The 20,195-nt window shown below is 68.8% G+C and carries 15 protein-coding genes and 2 pseudogenes; 7 read left to right on the plus strand and 10 right to left on the minus strand.

All coding sequences use genetic code 11. The features are described 5' to 3' along the window. Window positions 1–32: 32 nt before the first annotated feature. Together HMPREF2833_RS07160 and HMPREF2833_RS07165 are read right to left on the minus strand one after the other, a co-directional pair. Entirely contained in the window at window positions 33–1,751 is a 1,719-nt protein-coding gene (locus HMPREF2833_RS07160; RefSeq protein WP_070637162.1) for an aminotransferase-like domain-containing protein, read from the minus strand. After that, window positions 1,748–2,920, minus strand: a complete 1,173-nt coding sequence (locus HMPREF2833_RS07165; protein WP_070637164.1) for an ATP-binding protein — start codon at window positions 2,918–2,920, stop codon at window positions 1,748–1,750. Before HMPREF2833_RS07165 ends, HMPREF2833_RS07160 begins: the two co-directional genes overlap by 4 nt. Before the next feature lie 152 nt (window positions 2,921–3,072). Here HMPREF2833_RS07165 and pdxS point away from each other — a divergent pair, with 152 nt between their 5' ends. The 6 genes from pdxS to HMPREF2833_RS07195 are packed head-to-tail and all read left to right on the plus strand — an operon-like array spanning window position 3,073 to window position 8,160. Beyond that, window positions 3,073–4,002 carry a pyridoxal 5'-phosphate synthase lyase subunit PdxS gene (gene pdxS, locus HMPREF2833_RS07170; RefSeq protein ID WP_019309740.1) on the plus strand — a complete coding sequence of 310 codons (930 nt, stop codon included), beginning with the start codon at window positions 3,073–3,075 and terminating at the stop codon, window positions 4,000–4,002. Next, window positions 3,999–4,715 (plus strand): pyridoxal 5'-phosphate synthase glutaminase subunit PdxT, encoded by a 717-nt coding sequence (pdxT, locus tag HMPREF2833_RS07175; RefSeq protein ID WP_183085936.1) that lies wholly within the window; start codon window positions 3,999–4,001, stop codon window positions 4,713–4,715. Before pdxS ends, pdxT begins: the two co-directional genes overlap by 4 nt. 59 nt (window positions 4,716–4,774) lie before the next feature. Beyond that, complete coding sequence (locus HMPREF2833_RS07180; protein ID WP_070637166.1) at window positions 4,775–5,908, plus strand: trans-sulfuration enzyme family protein; 1,134 nt, start codon at window positions 4,775–4,777, stop codon at window positions 5,906–5,908. A 14-nt stretch (window positions 5,909–5,922) separates the two neighbouring features. Beyond that, entirely contained in the window at window positions 5,923–6,759 is an 837-nt protein-coding gene (locus HMPREF2833_RS07185; protein WP_070637168.1) for an amino acid ABC transporter substrate-binding protein, read from the plus strand. After that, window positions 6,756–7,430 (plus strand): amino acid ABC transporter permease, encoded by a 675-nt coding sequence (locus HMPREF2833_RS07190; RefSeq protein ID WP_019309736.1) that lies wholly within the window; start codon window positions 6,756–6,758, stop codon window positions 7,428–7,430. Before HMPREF2833_RS07185 ends, HMPREF2833_RS07190 begins: the two co-directional genes overlap by 4 nt. Next, on the plus strand, window positions 7,423–8,160 hold the full coding sequence (locus HMPREF2833_RS07195; RefSeq protein ID WP_070637170.1) for an amino acid ABC transporter ATP-binding protein: 738 nt from the start codon (window positions 7,423–7,425) through the stop codon (window positions 8,158–8,160). Before HMPREF2833_RS07190 ends, HMPREF2833_RS07195 begins: the two co-directional genes overlap by 8 nt. Window positions 8,161–8,308: 148 nt before the next feature. On the opposite strand, the gene HMPREF2833_RS07200 is transcribed toward HMPREF2833_RS07195, so the two are convergent. The 5 genes from HMPREF2833_RS07200 to HMPREF2833_RS07220 form a co-directional block, all read right to left on the minus strand. Beyond that, window positions 8,309–9,304 (minus strand): TPM domain-containing protein, encoded by a 996-nt coding sequence (locus HMPREF2833_RS07200; protein WP_070637172.1) that lies wholly within the window; start codon window positions 9,302–9,304, stop codon window positions 8,309–8,311. 184 nt (window positions 9,305–9,488) lie between these two features. Beyond that, window positions 9,489–10,379 (minus strand): universal stress protein, encoded by an 891-nt coding sequence (locus tag HMPREF2833_RS07205; RefSeq protein WP_070637174.1) that lies wholly within the window; start codon window positions 10,377–10,379, stop codon window positions 9,489–9,491. A 51-nt stretch (window positions 10,380–10,430) separates the two neighbouring features. Then, entirely contained in the window at window positions 10,431–11,420 is a 990-nt protein-coding gene (locus tag HMPREF2833_RS07210; protein ID WP_070637176.1) for a universal stress protein, read from the minus strand. A gap of 184 nt (window positions 11,421–11,604) precedes the next feature. Next, complete coding sequence (locus HMPREF2833_RS07215; protein WP_246829093.1) at window positions 11,605–13,104, minus strand: MATE family efflux transporter; 1,500 nt, start codon at window positions 13,102–13,104, stop codon at window positions 11,605–11,607. A gap of 148 nt (window positions 13,105–13,252) precedes the next feature. After that, window positions 13,253–14,533, minus strand: coding sequence for an MFS transporter (locus HMPREF2833_RS07220; RefSeq protein ID WP_070637178.1), 1,281 nt, complete (start codon window positions 14,531–14,533; stop codon window positions 13,253–13,255). A 166-nt stretch (window positions 14,534–14,699) separates the two neighbouring features. Here HMPREF2833_RS07220 and HMPREF2833_RS07225 point away from each other — a divergent pair, with 166 nt between their 5' ends. Beyond that, complete coding sequence (locus HMPREF2833_RS07225) at window positions 14,700–15,941, plus strand: hypothetical protein (protein WP_070637180.1); 1,242 nt, start codon at window positions 14,700–14,702, stop codon at window positions 15,939–15,941. A 284-nt stretch (window positions 15,942–16,225) separates the two neighbouring features. Here the strand turns inward: HMPREF2833_RS07225 and HMPREF2833_RS07230 are convergent. The 3 genes and pseudogenes from HMPREF2833_RS07230 to HMPREF2833_RS12365 all read right to left on the minus strand — a co-directional run. Further along, window positions 16,226–17,223: pseudogene (locus tag HMPREF2833_RS07230) on the minus strand (IS481 family transposase). Between the two features lie 380 nt (window positions 17,224–17,603). After that, window positions 17,604–19,934: an AAA family ATPase gene (locus tag HMPREF2833_RS12150; RefSeq protein WP_128973349.1), complete on the minus strand. Its 2,331-nt coding sequence runs from the start codon at window positions 19,932–19,934 to the stop codon at window positions 17,604–17,606. A gap of 148 nt (window positions 19,935–20,082) precedes the next feature. Next, a pseudogene (locus HMPREF2833_RS12365) lies at window positions 20,083–20,195 on the minus strand (IS481 family transposase); the annotation flags it as partial.

Here is a 20,195-nt window from a genome sequence, read left to right on the forward strand (position 1 = left end):
CTCCTGAATCTGCCGTGGGTGTTTCGGCCAGTCTAGCGAGCGTCCCTGGTGGGAGCCCCGGCGCGCTGACCCCCACCACCCGGGATGCCCCCCAGCACCTCCCGCAGCACAGCCGCGCCTCGCGCGAGATCCTCGTCCCGCGCGGTCAGTCCCAGCACCAGTCCTCCCCCGGACGACGACGCCGCCTGCGTCCGTCCCGCGGGGCGTGCTCGTCCCGTCCAGTACTCCCCGATCCCACTCACCAGCACGCCCCGCTCACGTGCCCGGGCCACCGCGGCGTCCTCGTCCGGAACCTCGACCACCGCGTGGGCGCCACCGGCCATGGGCACCACGAGCACCCCGGGGAGGTCCGCGAGCGCGTCCGAGACGAGCGAGCGGCGTCGGCGGAAGGAACGGCGCATGCGCGCCGTGTGGCGCTGGAACTCCCCGGCGTCCATGAACCGGGCGATCGCGTCCTGCGCCACGCGGGACACCGGCGAGCCCAGGTCCTCCCGCGCGCGGATCAGCTCCGGCAGCAGCGGGTCCGGGGCCACCAGGTGGCCCACCCCCACGGAGCTGCCGAGCACCTTGGCGAAGCTGCCGAGGGTGACCACGGTGTCCCGCGCGGTGTCCAGGGCCCCGAGGGCGGGCAGGGGCTGGCCGGTGTGGCGCAGCTCGGAGTCGTAGTCGTCCTCGATGACCACCGCGCCGTGCTCACGGGCCCAGGCCAGCAGCTCCGCGCGGCGGCTCACGGGCATGGTGCCGCCCAGCGGGTACTGGTGGCCCGGGGTGAGCACCAGCACGTCCGGGGGTGCGCTCACGTCCCAGCGGCCGGCCCCTCCCCAGCGCCCGGTGGGCAGGGCGGCGGGGTCCAGGCCGTGGTGGTCCACGGTCACGGGCAGGGCGGTGTGCCCGGTGGCCTCCACCACCCGGCGCAGCGCGGGGTAGCCGGGGTTCTCCACGGCCACCCGCAGGGTGCGACGCCGCGCGAGACCGAGCACCCGCAGCACCAGCTGCAGCCCGTCCCGGACCCCGGCCGTGACCAGGATGTCCTCCGGGGCGCGCACGACGCCGCGACTGAGGCGCAGGTACGCCGAGAGGTGCTCCTGGAGGGATGCCCCCGCCGTCTCGCCCCGAGCGGTCGCGCCCGCAGCGTCCCGCCACGCACCGCGCCACGCGGGGGTGTCCAGGGCGGTGACGGGGCCCGTGCCCGGGCGCAGGTCGAGGACCCGGCCCCCGCCCACGGTGGTCACGCTCGGGAGCGGGGTCCCGGACGGTGCTGCGGCAGATCGGGGACGCCGCGCGGCGCCCGGGTGGGCGGGCGGCGTCGTGGGATCGTGCGACGTCGCAAGGCGGGGCGTGCTCGTGAGGTCGGGCGGCGTCGCGCGGGGCGGGGGCGTCTGAGACGGGGGCGGAACCGGATGGGGCCGGGGCGGCGTCGTGCGGACCGGGGCCGGAAGCGTACGGGATGGGGGCGTTGTCGCTGCCGGTGCGTTCTCCGGGTCCAGGTGCAGGGACGGCGTGATCCGTGTGGCACCGCGGTCCGCCACGAGGTAACCCTCCCCGGTGAGGACGTCCCACGCCGCGGTCACGGTGCCGCGGGAGGTGCCCAGGCGGGCCGCGAGTGCCCGGGAGGACGGCAGCGGATCCCCCGGGCGGAGCACGCCGCGCGCCACGAGGTCACGGACCTGACGCACCAGCTGCTCACCCAGGGGCACCCCGGAGGTGCGGTCCACGGTGAGGGGCAGGTCGACGTCCCGGGGGTGCCTCATGCCCCGAACTGCCGAGCGATGTATCCGGCCATACCAGGCACCGTGAAGGCCACCTTCCCGTGCTCAGGTGCGTAGATCATGCCCTTGTGAAGCAGCTGCGCGCGGGTGGGACCGAGCGTGCTCGTGGTGACACCGAGGCGTGCCGCCAACTCGCCGGTTCTCGACGGCCCGTCGCCATCCTGTGCCATGGCGCTCATGTACTGACGCTCTCTGCCAGTGGCCCGTCCCCACCGTGCGGGGAAAAACCCGGCGTCCAGCTGCGCCCACCCCCGCTGGATGGCCAGCTCGGCATCCTCAGCGGTGAAAGGAGTGGACGGGGCGACCTCCCACACGGCCTGGCCGAACTCCTGGATGAAGTAGGGATAGCCGCCCGTGGCGGAGACGAGCGCATCGAGCGCATCGGGCTCGAAGGCTGCACCGACCTCCTTCGCGGGCCTGGACAGGGCATGACCCGCCGCCTCTCGGCTCAGCGGTCCGATGCTCCGGTAGTCGAAGAGGCGCTCTGCATAGCTGCGTGCGGCGCTGAGGGTCGCGGGCAAGGTGGGCAGTCCCGCGCAGATGAGGTAGAACGGCCACTCCCGCTGCCCAGCGATGTGCTGCACCGTGATGATGGCACTCATCAGATCCGGATCCAGGTCCTGCATCTCGTCGATGAACAGGCCGAAGGCACTGTGCTCAGCCGCGAGGGGTTCGCTGAGGTCCGCCACGAGTTCTTCCAGGTCCACGTCCAGACGCCCGGAACCGGCCCGCCCGCCCCTCAGGTCCACCCCTGCGGGCACCCCACCGGGGCCCACCGAGACGCTGAAGGACTGGATGGTGGCCAGGGCTTCCGCGAAGCGGGGTCCCGGGTGACGCCCGTGGTGCCGCCGGGCGGCAACGATGAGCTCACGGGAGAGCCTGTCCCTGACTTCTTCCCGGCCCCGTCCCTCCGGACGACCCTCCAACTGGACCGTGAGCCAGCCGTGGTGGTCTGCCTGGGCCCGGAGAACGTTCAGGAGCACGGTCTTGCCCACGCCGCGCAACCCGGTGAGGACCATTCCCCGGTTGGGGCGGCGCAGCTTGGTGCGGGCGATCAGGAGGTCGAAGGCCTCGACTTCCGCCGCGCGGCCGCTGAGCACTTTCGGACGCAGGCCCGAGCCGGGGCTGTAGGGATTGGCAGCGAGGTCCATGCAGGAAATTCTATGCAGGTATAGTAAATTTTATATACCTGCCACCATTTCCCTAGGTTTCGCATCACCACAGCTCAGCGGCATCTGGACCAGCCATTTCCCTCAATTATGGCCCTGTCACTGGACCACTTCCGCGCGTCAGGATGGACCCCATGACTGAGACTTCCCAGACCTCCGCCCAGAACCCCACCCCCGTGACCGGCTCGCGCCTCGTGAAGCGCGGTCTCGCGGACATGCTCAAGGGCGGCGTGATCATGGACGTGGTCACCGCGGAGCAGGCCCGCATTGCCGAGGACGCCGGTGCGGTGGCCGTCATGGCCCTCGAGCGCGTGCCCGCGGACATCCGCTCGCAGGGCGGCGTGGCGCGGATGAGCGATCCGGACCTCATCGAGTCCATCATCGACACCGTCTCCATCCCCGTGATGGCCAAGGCGCGGATCGGGCACTTCGTGGAGGCGCAGGTGCTGCAGCACCTCAAGGTGGACTACATCGACGAGTCCGAGGTGCTCTCCCCGGCGGACTACGCCAACCACATCGACAAGCACCGCTTCGACGTCCCGTTCGTGTGCGGCGCCACCAACCTGGGCGAGGCGCTGCGCCGGATCACCGAGGGCGCGGCCATGATCCGCTCCAAGGGTGAGGCCGGCACGGGCGACGTCTCCGAGGCCACCAAGCACATCCGCACCATCCGCGCGCAGATCGCGGAGCTGCAGGCGCTCTACACCGCCGCCCCGGACGCCCTGTACGTCAAGGCCAAGGAGCTGCAGGCGCCCTACGAGCTCGTGGCCGAGGTGGCCCGCACCGGGTCCCTGCCGGTCGTGATGTTCACCGCCGGCGGCGTGGCCACCCCCGCGGACGCCGCGATGATGATGCAGCTGGGCGCGGACGGCGTGTTCGTGGGCTCCGGCATCTTCAAGTCCGGCAACCCCGCCGAGCGTGCGCGCGCGATCGTGGCCGCGACCGCCTACTACGACGACCCCGCCCGCATCGCGGACGCCTCCCGCGGCCTCGGCGAGGCCATGGTGGGCATCAACGTGGCGGACCTCCCCGCGCCGCACCGTCTCGCGGAGCGCGGATGGTGAGCGAGCCCCGCTCGCAGCACCCCATGACCGACGACGCCGCCCTCCCGGCCACCGCTGCCCTCCCCACCTCGGGCGCGCGGGCCGCGGAGGCGGCGTCGTCCCCCGTGGTGGGCGTGCTCGCCCTGCAGGGCGGGGTGGTCGAGCACATGAGGGCCGCGGAGTCCCTGGGCGCCCGTGCCGTGAAGGTGCGCGCACCCGAGGATTTGGAGGGCATCGACGCGCTGATCCTTCCCGGCGGCGAGTCCTCCACCGTGGACCGGCTGTGCCGCACGTTCGGACTGTTCGAGCCGCTGCAGGAGGCGATCCGCGGCGGGCTGCCCACGCTCGGGACGTGCGCGGGGCTCATCATGCTGTCCTCGGGGATCGAGGACCCCGCGCCGGGCCAGCAGTCTCTGGGCGTGCTGGACGTGAGCGTGAACCGCAACGCGTTCGGCTCGCAGGTGGCGTCCGCAGAGGTGGACCTGCCGTGGCTGGGCCCGCCGAGCGACGTCGTCGGGCCGGGAGACCACCTGAAGGCCGCGTTCATCCGTGCGCCGGAGGTCACCCGCACCGGCGAGGGCGTGGAGGTGCTCGCAAGGCACGGGGACGCGGTGGTCGCGGTGCGGCAGGGGAGCATCCTGGGCATCAGCTTCCACCCCGAGCTCATGGGGGACACCACGCTGCACCGGCTCCTGCTGCGGGACGCCGCGCGACATCCGGCGCAACACGGGTAGCGCCGGCCCGGCGCCACGGTGTAGACCTGACTCCCTTGACCACGTCGACGGAGGATCTCTTGGCAGGCTTCACCACTCGCACCATCCACGCGCTGCACGACGTCGCCCTGGGCGCCGTGGTGCCCCCGATCCACACCGCGTCCACGTTCCTGCAGCCCACCGAGGGCGGGGAGGGGCCGTTCGAGTACCAGCGCGGGTCCAACCCCACCCGCACCGACGCCGAGACCACGCTGGCGGCTCTGGAGGGGGCACGGCACTCGTTCGCGTTCTCCACCGGCATGGCGGCCACGGGCGCCGTGCTGGGGACCCTGCACTCCGGTGACTCGATCATCATGGGCCTGCCCGTGTACGGCGGGAACTACCGCTGGGCCACCATCGAGCTGCCCAAGCGCGGTGTGACCACCCACTTCCACGACGACCTCAACCAGCTCACGGACGAGGACTTCGACGAGAGCACCCGCATGGTGTTCCTGGAGACCCCGACCAACCCCACGCTGCGCGTGACCGACATCCGCCGCGTGGTGGAGCTGGCCCACCGCCACGGCGCCCAGGTGGTCGTGGACAACACCTTCCTCACGCCCTACCTGCAGCGTCCCCTGGACCTGGGCGCGGACGCCACCGTGCAGTCCGCCACCAAGTACCTGGGCGGGCACGGGGACCTGCTGGGCGGCGTCGTGAGCACGAACGACGACGCCTTGGCCGAGCAGGTGCACCTGGCCCAGATGATCTCGGGCGGGGTGCTGTCCCCCATCGACTCGTACCGGCTGATCCAGTCGGTGAAGACCCTGGGGATCCGCCTGGACCGCCAGCAGGAGAACGCCCGGAGGATCGTGGAGTTCCTGCGCGGGCGCCCCGAGGTGGCGCGTGTTCTCGTGCCGGGCTCGTACGACGACACCGAGGCCCGGATCCAAGAGGGCCAGGCGGACGGCCCCGGCGGCCTGTTCTCGTTCGAGCTCGTGCCGGGCAAGGACGTCCGCGCGTTCCTGGGCGCACTGAAGATCTTCGGCTTCGCCGTGAGCCTGGGCGGGATCGAGTCCCTGATCTGCCTCCCCACCTCCATGACCCACGGGGCCTACTCCCCCGAGGACCGGGAGACCGCCCACCTGACCGAGAACCTGCTGCGCGTGGCCGTGGGCATCGAGGACGTCGAGGACCTGCTCGCGGACCTCGCCCAGGCCCTCGACGCCGCCTGAGCGCGGGGATCGCCATGTCACCGCACCGACCGACCCGGCGGGCCGTCCTCAGCGCCACCGGACTGGTGGGGCTCAGCGCCGTTCTCGCGGCCTGCTCCTCGCCGTCCGGCGCTCCGGACGGTTCCGCCACCGCGCCCACCGAGGACGTCCTGCAGCGGATCCAGGACGCCGGCGAGGTGCGCATCGGCATGGAGGGGACGTTCCGCCCCTACGGCTACCACGACGGCTCCGGGGCTCTGGTGGGCTTCGAGAAGGAGATCGCGGAGCTGATCGCCCGGGACCTCGGTGTGCGGGCCACGTTCGTGGAGACCCAGTGGGACTCGCTGATCGCCGGGGTGGACGCCGGGCGCTACGACCTGGTGCTCAACAACATCGCCCCGACCGACAAGCGCAAGGAGAAGTTCGACTTCTCCGTCCCGTACGCGGTGTCCGAGGGACGCGTGGGAGTCGCCAAGGACTCCCCCCTGACCTCCGTGGACCAGGTGCCCGGGCACACCGCGGCCCAGACGGAGACCTCCAACTTCGGCCAGACCATGGCCCAGCAGGGCGCCCAGCTGGTGCCCGTGACCGGTTTCGACGAGGCGGTCATGCTGGTGACCTTCGGCCGCGTGGACATGACCGGCAACGACTTCGTGACCTTCCAGTCCTTCTTCGACCAGCGCCCGGACGCCGAGATCCGCCTCCTGGAGGGCGCGCTCGGCGAGCCCTCCGAGTCCGCGGTGCTCATGCCCCTGAACCAGCCGCGGCTGCGCTCGGCCGTGGACGCGTCCCTGACCACCCACATGGACAACGGAGATCTGAAGCGGATCTACGAGAAGTACGTGTCCACCGACCTCACCCCGGAGCCATGACAGATTTCCTGAGCCTATGGGCCGACTCCCTGCCCCAGCTGCTGGCGGCCACCGTGACGGTGACCATTCCACTCAGCATCGTCTCCTTCGTGCTGGCCCTGGTGGTCGCGGTGCTCGCCACCACCATGCGCCTGAGCCGGATCCTGCCGTTGCAGTGGGTCTCCCGCTTCTACGTGTGGCTGTTCCGGGGCACCCCGATCCTGGTGCAGCTGTTCATCATCTTCTACGGGCTGCCCGCCGCAGGCATCACGCTCTCCGCGTGGACGTCCGCGATCATCGCCTTCACGCTGAACACCGGCGCCTACGCCGCGGAGACCCTGCGGGCCTCCGTGCAGTCCATCCCGCGGGGCCAGCTCGAGGCCGCCCGGACCCTGAACTACACGGGGTGGCAGACCGTCCGCCACGTGATCGCACCCCAGGCGCTGCGGATCGCGCTGCCACCGCTGGGCAACGACCTGATCGACCTGGTCAAGGGCACGTCCCTGGTCATGGTCATCACCCTGGCGGACGTGTTCCAGGTGGGCCGCCAGATCGCGGCCACCACGTTCCAGCCGCTCGCGCTCTACACGGAGGTGGCCGTGATCTACCTGGCCATCTTCACCGTCCTGTCCTTCCTGCAGTCCCGCCTGGAGCGGGCGTCCAACCGCTACGTGAGGAGCCCCCATGCTTGAGCTGCGCGACGTCTCCAAGAGCTTCGGGGACACCCCGGTGCTGAAGGACATCTCGCTGTCCCTGCGGGACGGTGAGACCACCGTGGTGCTGGGGCCCTCCGGGTCCGGGAAGTCCACGCTGCTGCGCACCATGAACCTTCTGGAGATCCCCGAGTCCGGGAGCCTGAGCATCAACGGGGACTCGGTGACCTTCGGCGGGACGCTCACCCGCAAGCAGGTCTCCGCCATCCGCCGCCGCTCGGCCATGGTGTTCCAGGGGTACAACCTGTTCCCCCACCAGAGCGTGCGGGACAACGTGGCCGTGCCCCCGGTGCTCAACGGCAAGACCGACCGGGCTGCTGCCCGGGTCCGTGCCGAGGAGCTGCTGGACAAGGTGGGCATGGCGCACCGGCTGGACGAGTACCCGGACAACCTCTCGGGCGGACAGCAGCAGCGCGTGGCGATCGCCCGGGCCCTGGCCGTGGAGCCGGACTACCTGCTCTTCGACGAGCCCACCTCCGCGCTGGACCCCGAGCTGGAGGCCGAGGTCATCAAGGTCATGGTGGAGCTGGCCCGCGAGCGCCGCTCCCTGGTGGTGGTGACCCACAACATCGGCTTCGCCCGCCGGGTCGCGGACCGCATCGTGTTCCTCGCGGACGGCGGCGTGGGGTTCGACGGCACCCCGGAGGACTTCTTCGCGTCCGGCAACGAACGGATCCGGCGCTACCTCAACGTCTTCGACGCCGTCTGAGCACACCCGCGGCCACCTCCGACCCCGGTGCCTCCCGTCCCGTGCGAGCACCACGGAGCACGACGACGCCTGGCACCCGCCCGGGTCCCCGCGCCCCGCGGGCGGCAACGCAGCGGCGTCGTCCCCCGGCGGGCCACACAGGCCGCGTTCAGAAGCTGCCGGACGCCCCGCCGCCGGTGAAGCCGCCGCCCCCGCCGAACGAGGTGGACGCGCCCCCGCCGTAGTTCGATCCCGAGGAACCGGACGAGTGGGAGATCCCGCTGTAGACGGACGGGTACATCACGTACAGCGGCAACCAGGACTGGAACGACGGCGCGTACTGGACCTCGCGCTCCACCCCGTCCTTGTCCTTGGCGGTGCCGGGTGTGTCGTTGAGCCCGGGGGCCTTGCGGTTCTGCTCACGGTAGCGGTAGTAGGCACGGCGCATGCCGTCCGTGATGTTCTCCTCCGGGTGCTCTCGCTGGAACTGCTCGATCTCCCGGTCCGCCTGCTCACGAATCTTCTTGGTGCGGCGGCTGCGACCCCAGACGAGGAGGGCGGTCACCACGCCACCGAGCCCGAGCGCCCCGAGCACCACCGCCACGAGGGTGTTGCTCTTGGCCTGCCGGTCCGCGGCGGCCTGCGGGTTCGCCTGGTCGTAGACCTCCGTGACGGTGTTCGTGAACGCGCCGGCGTAGTCCTCGTCCTGGAACCCGGGCTCGAGCTCCTGCTCCATGATGTTCTCGGCGTCCGAGTCCGAGAGCACCTCGCGGGCTCCGTCCGCGACCTCGATGCGCAACTCCCGTCCGCCCATGTCCGCGACCACGAGCACCCCGTTGTTGCGGCCGTCCTCGCCCACTTCCCAGTCCGTGGCGACCCTGCGGGAGAACTCCTCGATGTCCTCACCCTGGGTGTCGTTCACCGTGAGCACCGCGGCGCGGATGTACTCGTTGTCCGTGTTCTTGTCCCCGATCAACCGGTTGAGGTCCGCCTCCTCCTGCGTGGTCAGCAGGTCCGCCTGGTCCTGGACCGCGCCCTCGGCCGGCCGCGGTGGAACGTCCAGGGCGTGGGCGGGCAGTGCGGAGCCCACCACGAGGGAGGCACCCAGTGCTGCCGTGAGCAGCACGCGCCTCGCAGGGAACAGGGCGGTCGTCGACGTGGTCACGGGATCCTCCCGGGCTCGGCGTCCGGCGCGGTGCGCCGCTTCGTGCCGTCCAGGCTACGTGCGCGTCGTGTCACGGGCCACATCGGAAAGTCCCTCGGCGCGGCGCCCGCAGGACACGACCGCGGGCCGGCCCCCTGGTCCAGGGAACCGGCCCGCGAGAGCCCGCCGTGCGGCGTCGTGCGCGTCAGCTGCGTGCGCTGGGAACCACCATCACCGGGGAGTCCGCGTCCGCCAGCACAGCCTGGGAGACGGAACCCATGAGCAGACCGCGGAAGCCGCCGTAGCCGCGCGTGCCCATGACCATGAGGTCCGCGGTGTGCGAGGCGTCCACGAGCGCGTCTGCGGGGCGCCCGTCCAGCACGCGCGTGACGATCTGCAGGTCCGGGAAGTCTCCGCGCAGCTGCTGCGCCACGGACTCCGTGAGCTCCTGGGCCGGTGCCTTGAGCTGCTCCTGGACGGCGCGGTCCAGCTCGTAGGAGTTCATGGGCAGGTAGCTGGTGGTGGGGACCACGCTGACCACCGCGAGCGTGAGGCCGTGCTCCGCGGCGTAGCGGGCGGCCAGCGGCACTGCGGAGTTCTCGGTGCCGAGCTTGTCCACGCCCACCACCACGCAGCCCGCGAAGCTCTCACCCTCGGGACGGGACTCGCGCTCCTCGGGGTTCCAGCTCTCCGGGAGGATGACCACCGGGACCTTGGCGTGGGAGGCCACGGCCGCGGAGACCGAGCCCACCCGGCCGCGCACCCCGTGGTGGCCGCGCTTGCCCATGACCACCATGGCGGCGTCCTGCGCCTCGTAGACGATGACCCCGGCGGCGTCGCCGCGCTCGATGATGCCCTGGGCGGTGACGCCCGCGGTCCTCGCCTTCTCCACGGCGTGCTTGGCGAGCTTCTCCGACTCCTCCTGCAGTGCCTCCGCGAAGGCCCCGTAGAGGGACTGGTCCAGCCCGGTCTGGCGCCCCGTGGAGAGCACGATCTTCACGGGCAGCTGCCGCTGCTGGGACTCCGCGATCGCCCAGTCCAGGGCGCGCTCACTGTGGTCGGAGCCGTCGTACGCCACCACGATGTTCTGTGTCATGTCTGTGCACCTGCTTGTCTCGGTTGGAGGATGGGGGTGTTCGGGGCGGGCTCAGTGCTTGGTGGGGACCACCATCACGGGTCCGGCGGCGCCGGTCAGCACGGCCTGGGACACGGAGCCCATGAGCAGGCCGGCGAACCCGCCGACCCCGCGGGAGCCCACCACCACGAGGTCCGCGGTGCGGGTGGCCTGCACGAGCACGCGCCCCGGCCGGCCCAGGAACGCGTAGTCCGAGACCTGCACACCCGGTGCCCGCTCCGCGATGCTGCGCGCCAGCGCCGAGAGCTTCTTGAGGGACTCCTCGAAGTAGTAGGTCTGGTTGTACTGGTCCTGGAACCACTCGGGCGTCCCGGACAGCGCGCCGTTCACGGTCACCAGGCTGAGCCCCAGCCCGTGGGACGTGGCGTACTCGATGGCCTGGGCCACCGCGGGGTTCTCGTCCCCGGCGGCGTCCACGCCCACCACCACGGTCCCGGAGAAGTCCGTCTCGGACGCGGGGACGCGCGCCTTGTCCTGCTGCTCGGTGAGCTGGACGTCCTGTGCCTCCTGCGCCTCGGAGCGGGCCTGCTCCTGGTCCGAGGAGTCCTGCTGCGCCCCGGGCGGGACCACGATCACGGGAACGGGGCTGTGGGCGGCCACCGCGTTGGAGACCGAGCCCAGGCGGCCGCGCAGGGCACCTCCCCGGCCGCGCTTGCCCATGACCACCAGGGAGCAGTCCTTGGCGGCGCGCAGCACGGAGCGGGCGGCGTCGCCCTCGGCGGTGACCGTGTCGAGCGGGACCTCCGGATCCTGCTGCCGGGCGTGCTCCACGGCGGCCAGCAGGTTGTTCTCGCACTCCTGGCTGACGGCGTCCCGGTAGCGGGCCTCCAGTTCGGGCTCCCCCACGATGGCCACGGGGAACGCGCCGATCAGGCGCACACCCACGTTGCGGGCGCGGGCCTCCGCGAGCGCACGGTCGAGAGCCCGCAGGGCGATCTCCGATCCGTCGATGCCCACGAGGACGGGAGCGGTGGACGAGGTGTTGCGAACGTCTTTGTTCATGCCTTAACAGTAGTCCCGTGAGCTGGGAACGGAACGGTCCACCACACCTCGTCCCGGTGCTCGTGGGCCGCCCCGGCGCACGACGCCGCTCGGCCCGGCACTCTGCCCCGCCTCACCTCCACGCGGCGGCGCCTCCCAGCCCCCTCCGCCGTTCCCGCGGGTCCGTTGCGGTGCCGCCCTGCCCTCACGCCATGGCGAGCATCCAGCGCGAACCGCGGATGCGCCAGCCCAGGGTGGCGGCACGGGCACCCGTGTAGCCACCGGCGTACGCGAGCCACAGCCACACCGCCCCGGCGGCTCCGGTGCCGCCCCACTGGGCCACGGCCCACAGCAGCGGGAGGTACACCACCAGGTTCACGACCCCGGCCAGGGCCAGGTAGCGGGCGTCCCCGGCGCCGATCAGCACGCCGTCGAGCACGAACACGAACGCCGCGACCGGCTGGCCCACGGCGACCACCAGCAGGGAGACGCCGAACAGTGCCTGCACGTCCTGCGAGTCCGTGAACAGGAACCCCAGCCGCGGGCCCAGCACACCCACCAGCAGCCCGGTGACCACGCCGAAGCCGAGCCCCCAGCGCAGCAGCCGCCGCATGAGCAGCCGCACCGCGTCCCGGTCCTGCTGGCGGCTCACGTCCCGGGCGCCCAGCTCCTTGCCCAGCAGCGCCTGCGCGGCGATGGCGAGCGCGTCCAGGGCGAAGGCCAGGAAGTTGAAGATGGTCATCGTCAGCTGGTACGCGGCCAGGTTCTCGGCGCCCTGCGCAGTGGCCACCACCACGGTGGAGAGGATCGCCACCCGCAGGGACAGGGTGCGCAGCATGAGCCACGAGCCCACCGTCAGGTGCCCCCGGATCCCGGCCCAGCTGGTCCGCACCGCCACGCCCTCAACGCGGAACCGGCGCCCCAGCATCACCAGGTAGGTCAGGGCCATGCCCCACTGCGTGATGCTGGTGCCGATCGCCGCGCCGGCCACCCCCAGGTCCGCGCCGTAGACCAGGGCGAAGTTCAGCCCGGCGTTCACGGCCGCACCCACACCGGCGACGAGCAGCGGGGTGGTGGTGTCCTGCAGCCCACGCAGCACCCCCACCGCCGCGAGGACGATCAGCATGGCCACCAGGCCGGGCAGGGACCACAGAGCGTACGACGTCGCGTGGTCCAGCACCTCCCCCTGCGCACCCATCGCGCGCAGCAGGGGCCGCATCACCGCAGCACCCACGGCCGCCAGCACCACGCCCAGGCCCGCGGCGGTCCACAGTCCGTCCCGGCCCCCGCGCAGGGCGTCCGCCATCCGCCCGGCCCCGAGGTGCCGCGCCACCGCCGGTGTGGTGCTGTAGGCCAGGAACACCATGAGCCCCACCACGGTCTGCACCAGGGTGGAGGCGATCCCCACACCCGCGAGCTCCGCAGTGCCCAGGTGCCCGATGATCGCCGAGTCCGCGAGCAGGAACAGCGGCTCCGCGATCAGCGCCCCGAACGCTGGCACGGCGAGCGCGAGGATCTGCCGGTTCAGGCCCGGGGCGCGGGAGGGTGCCGACGCCGCGGGGTCACCCGGCGTGCCCCGACCACTCCCCCGCGCGGTCGCGGCCCGGGGCGGTGTTGCGTGGTCGCCAGGGGCTGGTGCGGGAGCATCGGAGACGGGCTGGGCGGCGTCGTCGGACGGGGGCTGCTGCGCGGGGGATGAGGGCACCGCTCCAGGGTAGGCGGGGCCCACGGTCAGTGCCCACGGGGGCGACGCACCCGTGCGCCGTCGACCCTGACGTCTGCGGATCTCTTGGGGCGGGTGCCCCCGCTCGGGCGACCCGGGCGGCGTCGTCCCCCGGGCGGACCCGGGAGGATCAGGGCTGCGGGTCGCGCGCGTCGTAGCGCAGGAAGCCGGGGAACGCGCGCACCAGCAGCAGCACGAGGACCAGGCACACGGCCGCTCCGCCGAGGGCGGCCCACCCCGGGCCGAGCAGCTGACCGCCGGCGCCCAGCACGGCGTCACCCAGGCGGGGTCCTCCGGCGACCACCACGATGAAGATGCCCTGCAGCCGGCTGCGCAGGGCATCCGGGGTGGCGGCCTGCAGGATGGTGGTGCGGAAGAGCATGGACACGGAGTCCATGACCCCGGCGGCCACGAGGGTCGCGCAGGCGAGCACCAGGAGCCAGGCGGTGTCCGCACCGGTGCCCCGGGAGGCGAGCAGCACCACCGCGCCGAACGCCATGATGCACACGGCCCAGCCCGCCACGGCGGCGGCACAGGCCCGGCCGTGATGGTTGATGCGTATGAATGTTCCTGAGAACACGCCCGCGATCACTGAGCCCGCCGCGAGGGACGCCGTGAGCAGGCCCACCGTGAGCTGGTCCCCGCCCAGCACGGACGCGCCGAGCACGGGGAACAGGACGCGCGGCATCGCGAACACCATGGCGGCGATGTCCAGCAGGAAGGTCATGCGCAGGTTCGGGCGGGTGGCCAGGAAGCGGAAGCCCTCCACCACCGAACGGAACCCCGCCCTGGTGGCACCGCCCTCCCCGGGCTCGGGCGGCAGCGGCGGAAGCTTGTACATGGCCCACAGGCTCACCGCGAAGCTCAGGGCGTCCAGCGTGTACGCCCACGCGAAGCCCAGACCGGCCACCGTGAACGCGCCGAGCAGCGGCCCCACCATGAGGCACGAGCCCATGGTCAGCTGGAACAGCGCGTTGGCGGCGGGCAGCTGGCGGGCGGGCACCAGGCGGGGGACGATCGCGCCACGCACGGGCTGGCCCAGACCCTGGGCGAAGGAGTGCAGGGACACGATCGCGTAGAGCACCCCCACGCTGCGGACGTCCAGCCACGCGTGAGCGGCGAGCGCCACGGTCATGGCGAACAGTCCCACGGTGGTCCACAGCCCGGCCAGCCGGCGGTCGTGGGCGTCCCCGATGGACCCGCCGTAGAGTCCGGCAACGATCAGCGGCACCAGCGCGAACACGCCCACCAGCCCCACCGCGAACGTGGAGTGGGTGAGCTCGAAGACCTCCAGGCTGATGGCGATCACCGTGAACTGGCTGCCCAGCATGGACAGCGTGGAGCCCGCCCACAGCCGGCGGAAGGCGGGGATCTCGCGCACGGGCGAGACGTCGAGGAGGAAGCGGGCCACGCACCGATCCTAGGGTGCGCACGCCAGGTCCCGGCCCGACGTCCGAGTCGGCCCTCCGAGCTCCGCGCACCCCGCCCCCGGCATCCCGCGCGGGGCGCCTCGTGCGTGTCCGCCGCACCGCTTACCCTGAGACCACCCCCACGTCCCCGGGATCCCAGGAGCACCCATGCGCACACGCGAGCAACGCTGGGCCGCGCGCTCGGCCCGCGGCTGGCCGCGCCTGCGCGTCCACGCGGTGCTCAACGGCCTGGGCGCGCTCGTGGCGGGCGCCGGCCTGCTGTGGTTCACCCACGGGCCCCTGCAGTTCCGCAACTTCCCGGCGGGTGACGTCGGCTGGGCGTGGCGGGTGGTGACGCTCGCGCTGGCGGTGCTCGTGCCGTGCGTCCTGCTCGCCATGGGCGGCTACCTGCTGCTGGCGGGAGCCACCGCTACGCAGCGCGCCGCGCTGGCCGCCGGCCGTTCCCGCACGGTGGTGCTCAACCCGGACGATCCGGACGAACCGCCCGTCACGGTCCTGAAACTCACCGAGCACACGCCACCGGGCGTGAAGATCCGTGCGCACGCCCTGCACGGCCGCCACCACGACAGCCGCTACAGCCGCGACCTGCTGGGGCTGCTGCCCGTGCAGTCCCCCGTGGCTCTCGCGCCGCTCGTGGTGGGCATCCTGGCGCTGCTCGTGGCCACCGTCTACTACTCCACCGGCTACGGCGAACCCGCCACGGTGCTGCTGCTGGGCATCGCCCACCTGGGGTGGAAGCTGTTCCGTGGTTGGCGCAGCCACCGCGTGTTCGCCGCAACCCGCTGGGAGACCCCCGCGGAGGTCGTGGTGGACACCGGCCCCGTCCCGCGCGTCACCCCCCTGCAGGAGCACTCCTACGACACGGAGCCTGCCCCGCGCGTCTCCCACTACACGGACGACGACGCCGCAGTGCCGCCCGCGCGCGGCCGGGAGCGGGCGGCGTCGTACCGCGGGGACACAAGCTACGGCGAGGAGCCGTACGAGACCACGGACGAGCTGCCCGTGATCGAGCAGATCCGGGAGCGGTACGCGGAACCGCGGCGGCAGAGCAAGTCCCAGCGGCGCCTGGCCGAACGCGCCGAGCGGGAGGCGGTCCGGCGGCGGCTGCCCCGCGTGGTGGCCGAGCGCGAGGCCGAGGAGCGCACCGCACCGCTCACCCGGGTGGCCCCGGAGCGGCATCCGGCCCGTGAGGCGGAGGACCCGGGCGGCGAGGCCGCGGAACAGCAGCAGCAGCGGCTGAACCAGAAGCGCTACGAGGACCATCTGCAGCGCCACCAGGAGAAGCGCGAGGACCGGCTGCGCAACGCCGAGGCCCGCCAGCCCGAGGAGGCCCCCTCCCTGCTGGGCTACGCGATGCACCGGATCAGGCGCCGCGGGGACGGGTCGTAGAGAGTGGGGGAATGAGGCTCTTGCCACGGATGTGGCGATGAACAGAGGGACGGGTTCTTCCTAACCGGATGAAAGTTCCTACACCACTCACCTACTTGGGAGAGCCCGTTCATGACCTACGTTTATGCGCCCCTGTCCCCGCCCGAACACGCATGATGCAACGTCATTATTCCCACCGTGTTACCCAGGTCCATGTGGCCGCGAAGTTCCGTGTCTATCGCCCCACCCTGCCGACCCACTACCGCGCTGCACGCAAAGCAGATCTGCATGACCGCACCATCCAGCTAGGTGTATGAGGTCATGACGTTGGCTACACGGGTGTGGACTCTGATGGCCGGGGGCTGATCAGAACACGCGGTGTGGGGCCGATGATAGTCGCAGTGGTTTACCCACACCCCGATCGCTGCCCGGCGGGCGCGCTCACTGTCATAGACCTTCGCGTAGAGGCACTCTTCGGCGAGGATCCGCTGGTAACGCTCGACTTTGCCGTTGTGCCGCGGGGTGTAAGGACGGATCCTCTGTTGCCTGCTGGCCAGTGCTTCCACGGTGCGGGTGAAGTCTTCGGCTCGGTAGTTGGCACCGTTGTCGGTGACTACCCGGTGGATGCGGGTGACCCCGTGGGCGACGAAGAACGCCCGTGCGCGGCAGAAGAACCCGATCGTGGTGGCTGCATTCTCATCATCGAGGGCCTCGGTGTAAGCCAGGCGGGAGAAACCGTCCACGGCCGAGTGCAGGTAGGTGTACCCCCCACGCCGGCCGGGGCCGCGTTTGGAGGCCCGCCCGGCCGCAGAATCGCGTCCGTGGACCCACCAGCCACCACCGTCGGGGATCTTCCCGAGCTTCTTCACATCCAGGTGGATCAAGTGCCCGGGGAAGGCCGCGGTGATCGGTGCCGTGTGGCGGTTGTTCTCCCCGCTGGGGTCCAGGTCTTTGCGTCGGGAGATCCCCAGCCGGTGCAACCAGCGCGAGACCGTCCCGACCGCGCAGGTGTGCCCTGGATGGCCAGTTCGCGGGGGATCATGCGCGCGGACCATTTGTTCTCCCGCCGCCAGGTATCGATCAGCTCGAATACCTCCACCGGCAGCCGGGTGGTCGGGGCGCTGGAGTAGTCTTCCAGCGCGTGGGGGCCACCGTGGTGGTAGCGGGCCATCCATTTCGTGAGAATAGACCGGGCGACACCAGCTTCGGCGGCCACGTGGGCCACGGGTCTGCCCTCGCTGATGACACGGGTAGCGAAGCAGCGCCTTCCGGCCGGGGTCAGTGGGGCGTAGGCGTGGGTCATGAAACGGGTCTCCTGCTGGGCGACGTTGGTTGCTAGACACCTCCATCCTGACCAGAAGAGGCCCGTTTCTTCATCCCCACCCCAGTGACCACAACGTCATGACCCACAACACCTAGGCCGCCGACACCAGAAAATCCATTCTTACCCGCCTCGATACAACGGCAAGGTGAAACGCTACAACCGGTTTTTGGCGGCTGAGGTGCTCTACACCCCCTTACACCAGCGAACAAGTCCACAAGGATGCCATCATGGTGCGAGAGGCCTACGTAAACTACCACTAACCTCATAACGCCTGCGGCGATCAGCCCCCAACTTCATGAGCCTCGGCCCGTGTAAACAACACGATGAACCCCAAAATCTGGGCACAGCCATGAGATTACTCATTCGTCACCATGGATGAGGGACAAGACCTCCCGGGCATATCCATGAATCTCGGTTACACTTAGCCCTTGCCAGGGGGCATCTGGGTGGGTATCGTGGTGTGGATCGCCTCCAAAGAAAGCAATGCGGCGCATCTTCGGAACCAAACTTTGTGCGCCTGTGAGCGGCGAGGGGTCGCTCGCTTTCTCAATCTCGGTAATGGCTCTGCCGAACATACAATTCGCAGGCAGTAAATTAGGGTATCGACGATGAAGAAAGCCCTCCAAAAGTGGTCGCACCGCAGCCGCTGCGGAGAGCTCGTCACCGGCAGGATCCGCCACAAATTCCGAAACTATGCGGTAGTTTTTGGCGTACTTTGATTCACACTCCCGCAAAAGATCGCATTTTTCGAACTCCGTGTACGGCTCCGCGCTGGATTCAAGAACCTTTGGTACGAGCTTAAGATGGGAGCGCTCGATTTTCACTTTCTGATTGCTCCAGTCGAGAATTTTTCGGTCACCCCAACCGCTATCAATCTCTGAAAGGAAATGCGGATCATGCGCAATTACAATTAGCTGAGCGCACCGGGGAACTAGATCTCGCAACAGTTTTATGGTTGTGGACCGGCGGTTCCGATCAAAGCTGCTCATGGGGTCGTCCACGGCCACGACTCGATGATGCAAGTCTGGATCAGAGACTGTTGAGGCCAGGAAGAACGCGAAAGCCATAGCCCGCTTGTCACTCTCGCTGAGAGCTGTACTAAAAGACTTCTTCGAGCCAGACAGATCGACCGCTCGCTCCCTAAGAAGGATTCCATATTCAGTCCGAGGTGAACCACCTTTGAAGTTCGTCGAAATTTTGTCAACTCTGAATGAAGCGAACTGCAGTTCGAGATATTTATTAATCTCATCGCCAAACTCCGCCAGGGTCTCATCCATACGAGCCTTGAGATCTTGGCGCGCATTTGTTCGTGCCGCATCCGCCGCAGAATATTCCCTACGCAAACGAGCGATTTCTGCCACCTCGGCAACCACGTCATCGCTGTGGCGAAGCTTGGATAGACGCAGCTTGTGAAGCCTGCGCTGTTCCGCTTCGACATCCGCTGATTTTAGACCAGTCTTGAAGTCATCGATTGCTTTGAGAGTTTTGGTAACAACGGAGCGCTCTTTCGCAATCTCGTCCCAATAACGACCCCAGCTCTCGCGAATTTCACTTTCCATTTCCGCACTGCAACCGTCACTCTCTAAATTGGAACGCTTTGCTTCAAGTAATGCGAGAAGTTTACTGCGCACATTCGCCAGGTCTGCTTTCATGGCGACTTGATCGCTCACCCCAGGCAATTGAACTATCACGCCACTTTCCTGCCAAATTCGCGTTGCTTTTTCAGCGTTGTCAATCATTTCACATAGAGCGTCACGGACCTTGGGGTGGGTGGCATCGCCGACTACCTTAATCGCATTTGTCACTCGTTGTTTCAGGTTTCGGTATGCTTCGTTGAAATACAGTTTATAGCTGTCGATTAATGAGCGGTCCGTGATCCCCTGGCCGCAATAGGGGCAACTCTCGCTATCACTAAATTTCTGCCCCTCCGAAACCCATTCCTCGAATCCGGGCGTCGATTCAAGATGAAAATGTTCGAAAACCAACTTTTCAGCTGCGGCATGCGCTGTTTCAAGGGTTTCATGCAGAACCCCGAATATGCAATCCAAGGAGAGTTCAGGAGCTCCGGGAGTTAGGGGCATTGGCTGATTTAGTATTGCTCTCCTCGAGACTGCTGCTTTTACGGCGGTTTCCGCAGCTGCAATTTCAGCCTCTATATTATCGACCGCATGCAGGGATGTAAACTCGTCCTCGCTCATACCCTCGGACTTTACTAGAAGCCTCTGGACCGCGAGGTCCAGGTTGACACGCAGGTCTTTAGCCATCTGGGTGGCGCGCCGCTCCCGTGCTTCGGCTTCTACAGCTTTTTCTCCAAGCGCGAATACAAGCAAATTTTTTCTGTTATCCGAATTCACCTCATGGCCAGAGTGAACATTTCGCTTAATAAACTCGGAATCGAACACCCGCAAATCACTCGCATCTCCCACCCAGGCGCCCTTTTCGAATTTTAAATTGTCTCCGTTTTTTTGAGAAATTAATACATATGGATCGGTGTTTGAATCGATGGTTGTTCGTTCGGTCAGAATTGATGGATCCTGGGCACTAGCTGATGCGAGTATAGCCGAAAGTGTTGACTTTCCACGGGCATTTTCGCCGTAAATTAAGGTCAAACGCTCTAGTGGTAAATTTGCACCGTTTTGTGCATCGCAGAACAGCCCAACTCCTTGAATTTTCTGAAATGTGCTGATCACGTCAAGTTACCTCTTCCGTAAGAGATGACCCTGCGCTGTCGCAGGTTCGTCGATTCAGTATATCCTCAGTCGTCAACAGAAAAGGTGTGTTCGATCGTTTATTTTGTAATGGGCAACAGATTTATAAACCGCAATTGTCCATGAGCCTCTAGTTGTAGGAGGGCGTGACGTTGTTGACGCGGGCCGGGGTGCGTGAGGCTGGGGGCTGATCACCGCAGGCGGTGTGAGGCCGATGGTAGTTGAAGTGGTTCACCCACACCC

Origin of the sequence: Kocuria sp. HMSC066H03, assembly GCF_001812045.1 — a bacterium.
In the GTDB taxonomy this organism is placed as follows: domain Bacteria; phylum Actinomycetota; class Actinomycetes; order Actinomycetales; family Micrococcaceae; genus Kocuria; species Kocuria rhizophila.

What these genes read in the sequence shown, in the direction of transcription:
- HMPREF2833_RS07160 (WP_070637162.1), bottom strand. Translation starts at nt 1,751, where the DNA reads ATGAGGCACCCCCGGGACGTCGACCTGCCCCTCACCGTGGACCGCACC.
- HMPREF2833_RS07165 (WP_070637164.1), bottom strand. Translation starts at nt 2,920, where the DNA reads ATGGACCTCGCTGCCAATCCCTACAGCCCCGGCTCGGGCCTGCGTCCG.
- pdxS (WP_019309740.1), top strand. Translation starts at nt 3,073, where the DNA reads ATGACTGAGACTTCCCAGACCTCCGCCCAGAACCCCACCCCCGTGACC.
- HMPREF2833_RS07185 (WP_070637168.1), top strand. Translation starts at nt 5,923, where the DNA reads ATGTCACCGCACCGACCGACCCGGCGGGCCGTCCTCAGCGCCACCGGA.
- HMPREF2833_RS07190 (WP_019309736.1), top strand. Translation starts at nt 6,756, where the DNA reads ATGACAGATTTCCTGAGCCTATGGGCCGACTCCCTGCCCCAGCTGCTG.
- HMPREF2833_RS07195 (WP_070637170.1), top strand. Translation starts at nt 7,423, where the DNA reads ATGCTTGAGCTGCGCGACGTCTCCAAGAGCTTCGGGGACACCCCGGTG.
- HMPREF2833_RS07205 (WP_070637174.1), bottom strand. Translation starts at nt 10,379, where the DNA reads ATGACACAGAACATCGTGGTGGCGTACGACGGCTCCGACCACAGTGAG.
- HMPREF2833_RS07210 (WP_070637176.1), bottom strand. Translation starts at nt 11,420, where the DNA reads ATGAACAAAGACGTTCGCAACACCTCGTCCACCGCTCCCGTCCTCGTG.
- HMPREF2833_RS07225 (WP_070637180.1), top strand. Translation starts at nt 14,700, where the DNA reads ATGCGCACACGCGAGCAACGCTGGGCCGCGCGCTCGGCCCGCGGCTGG.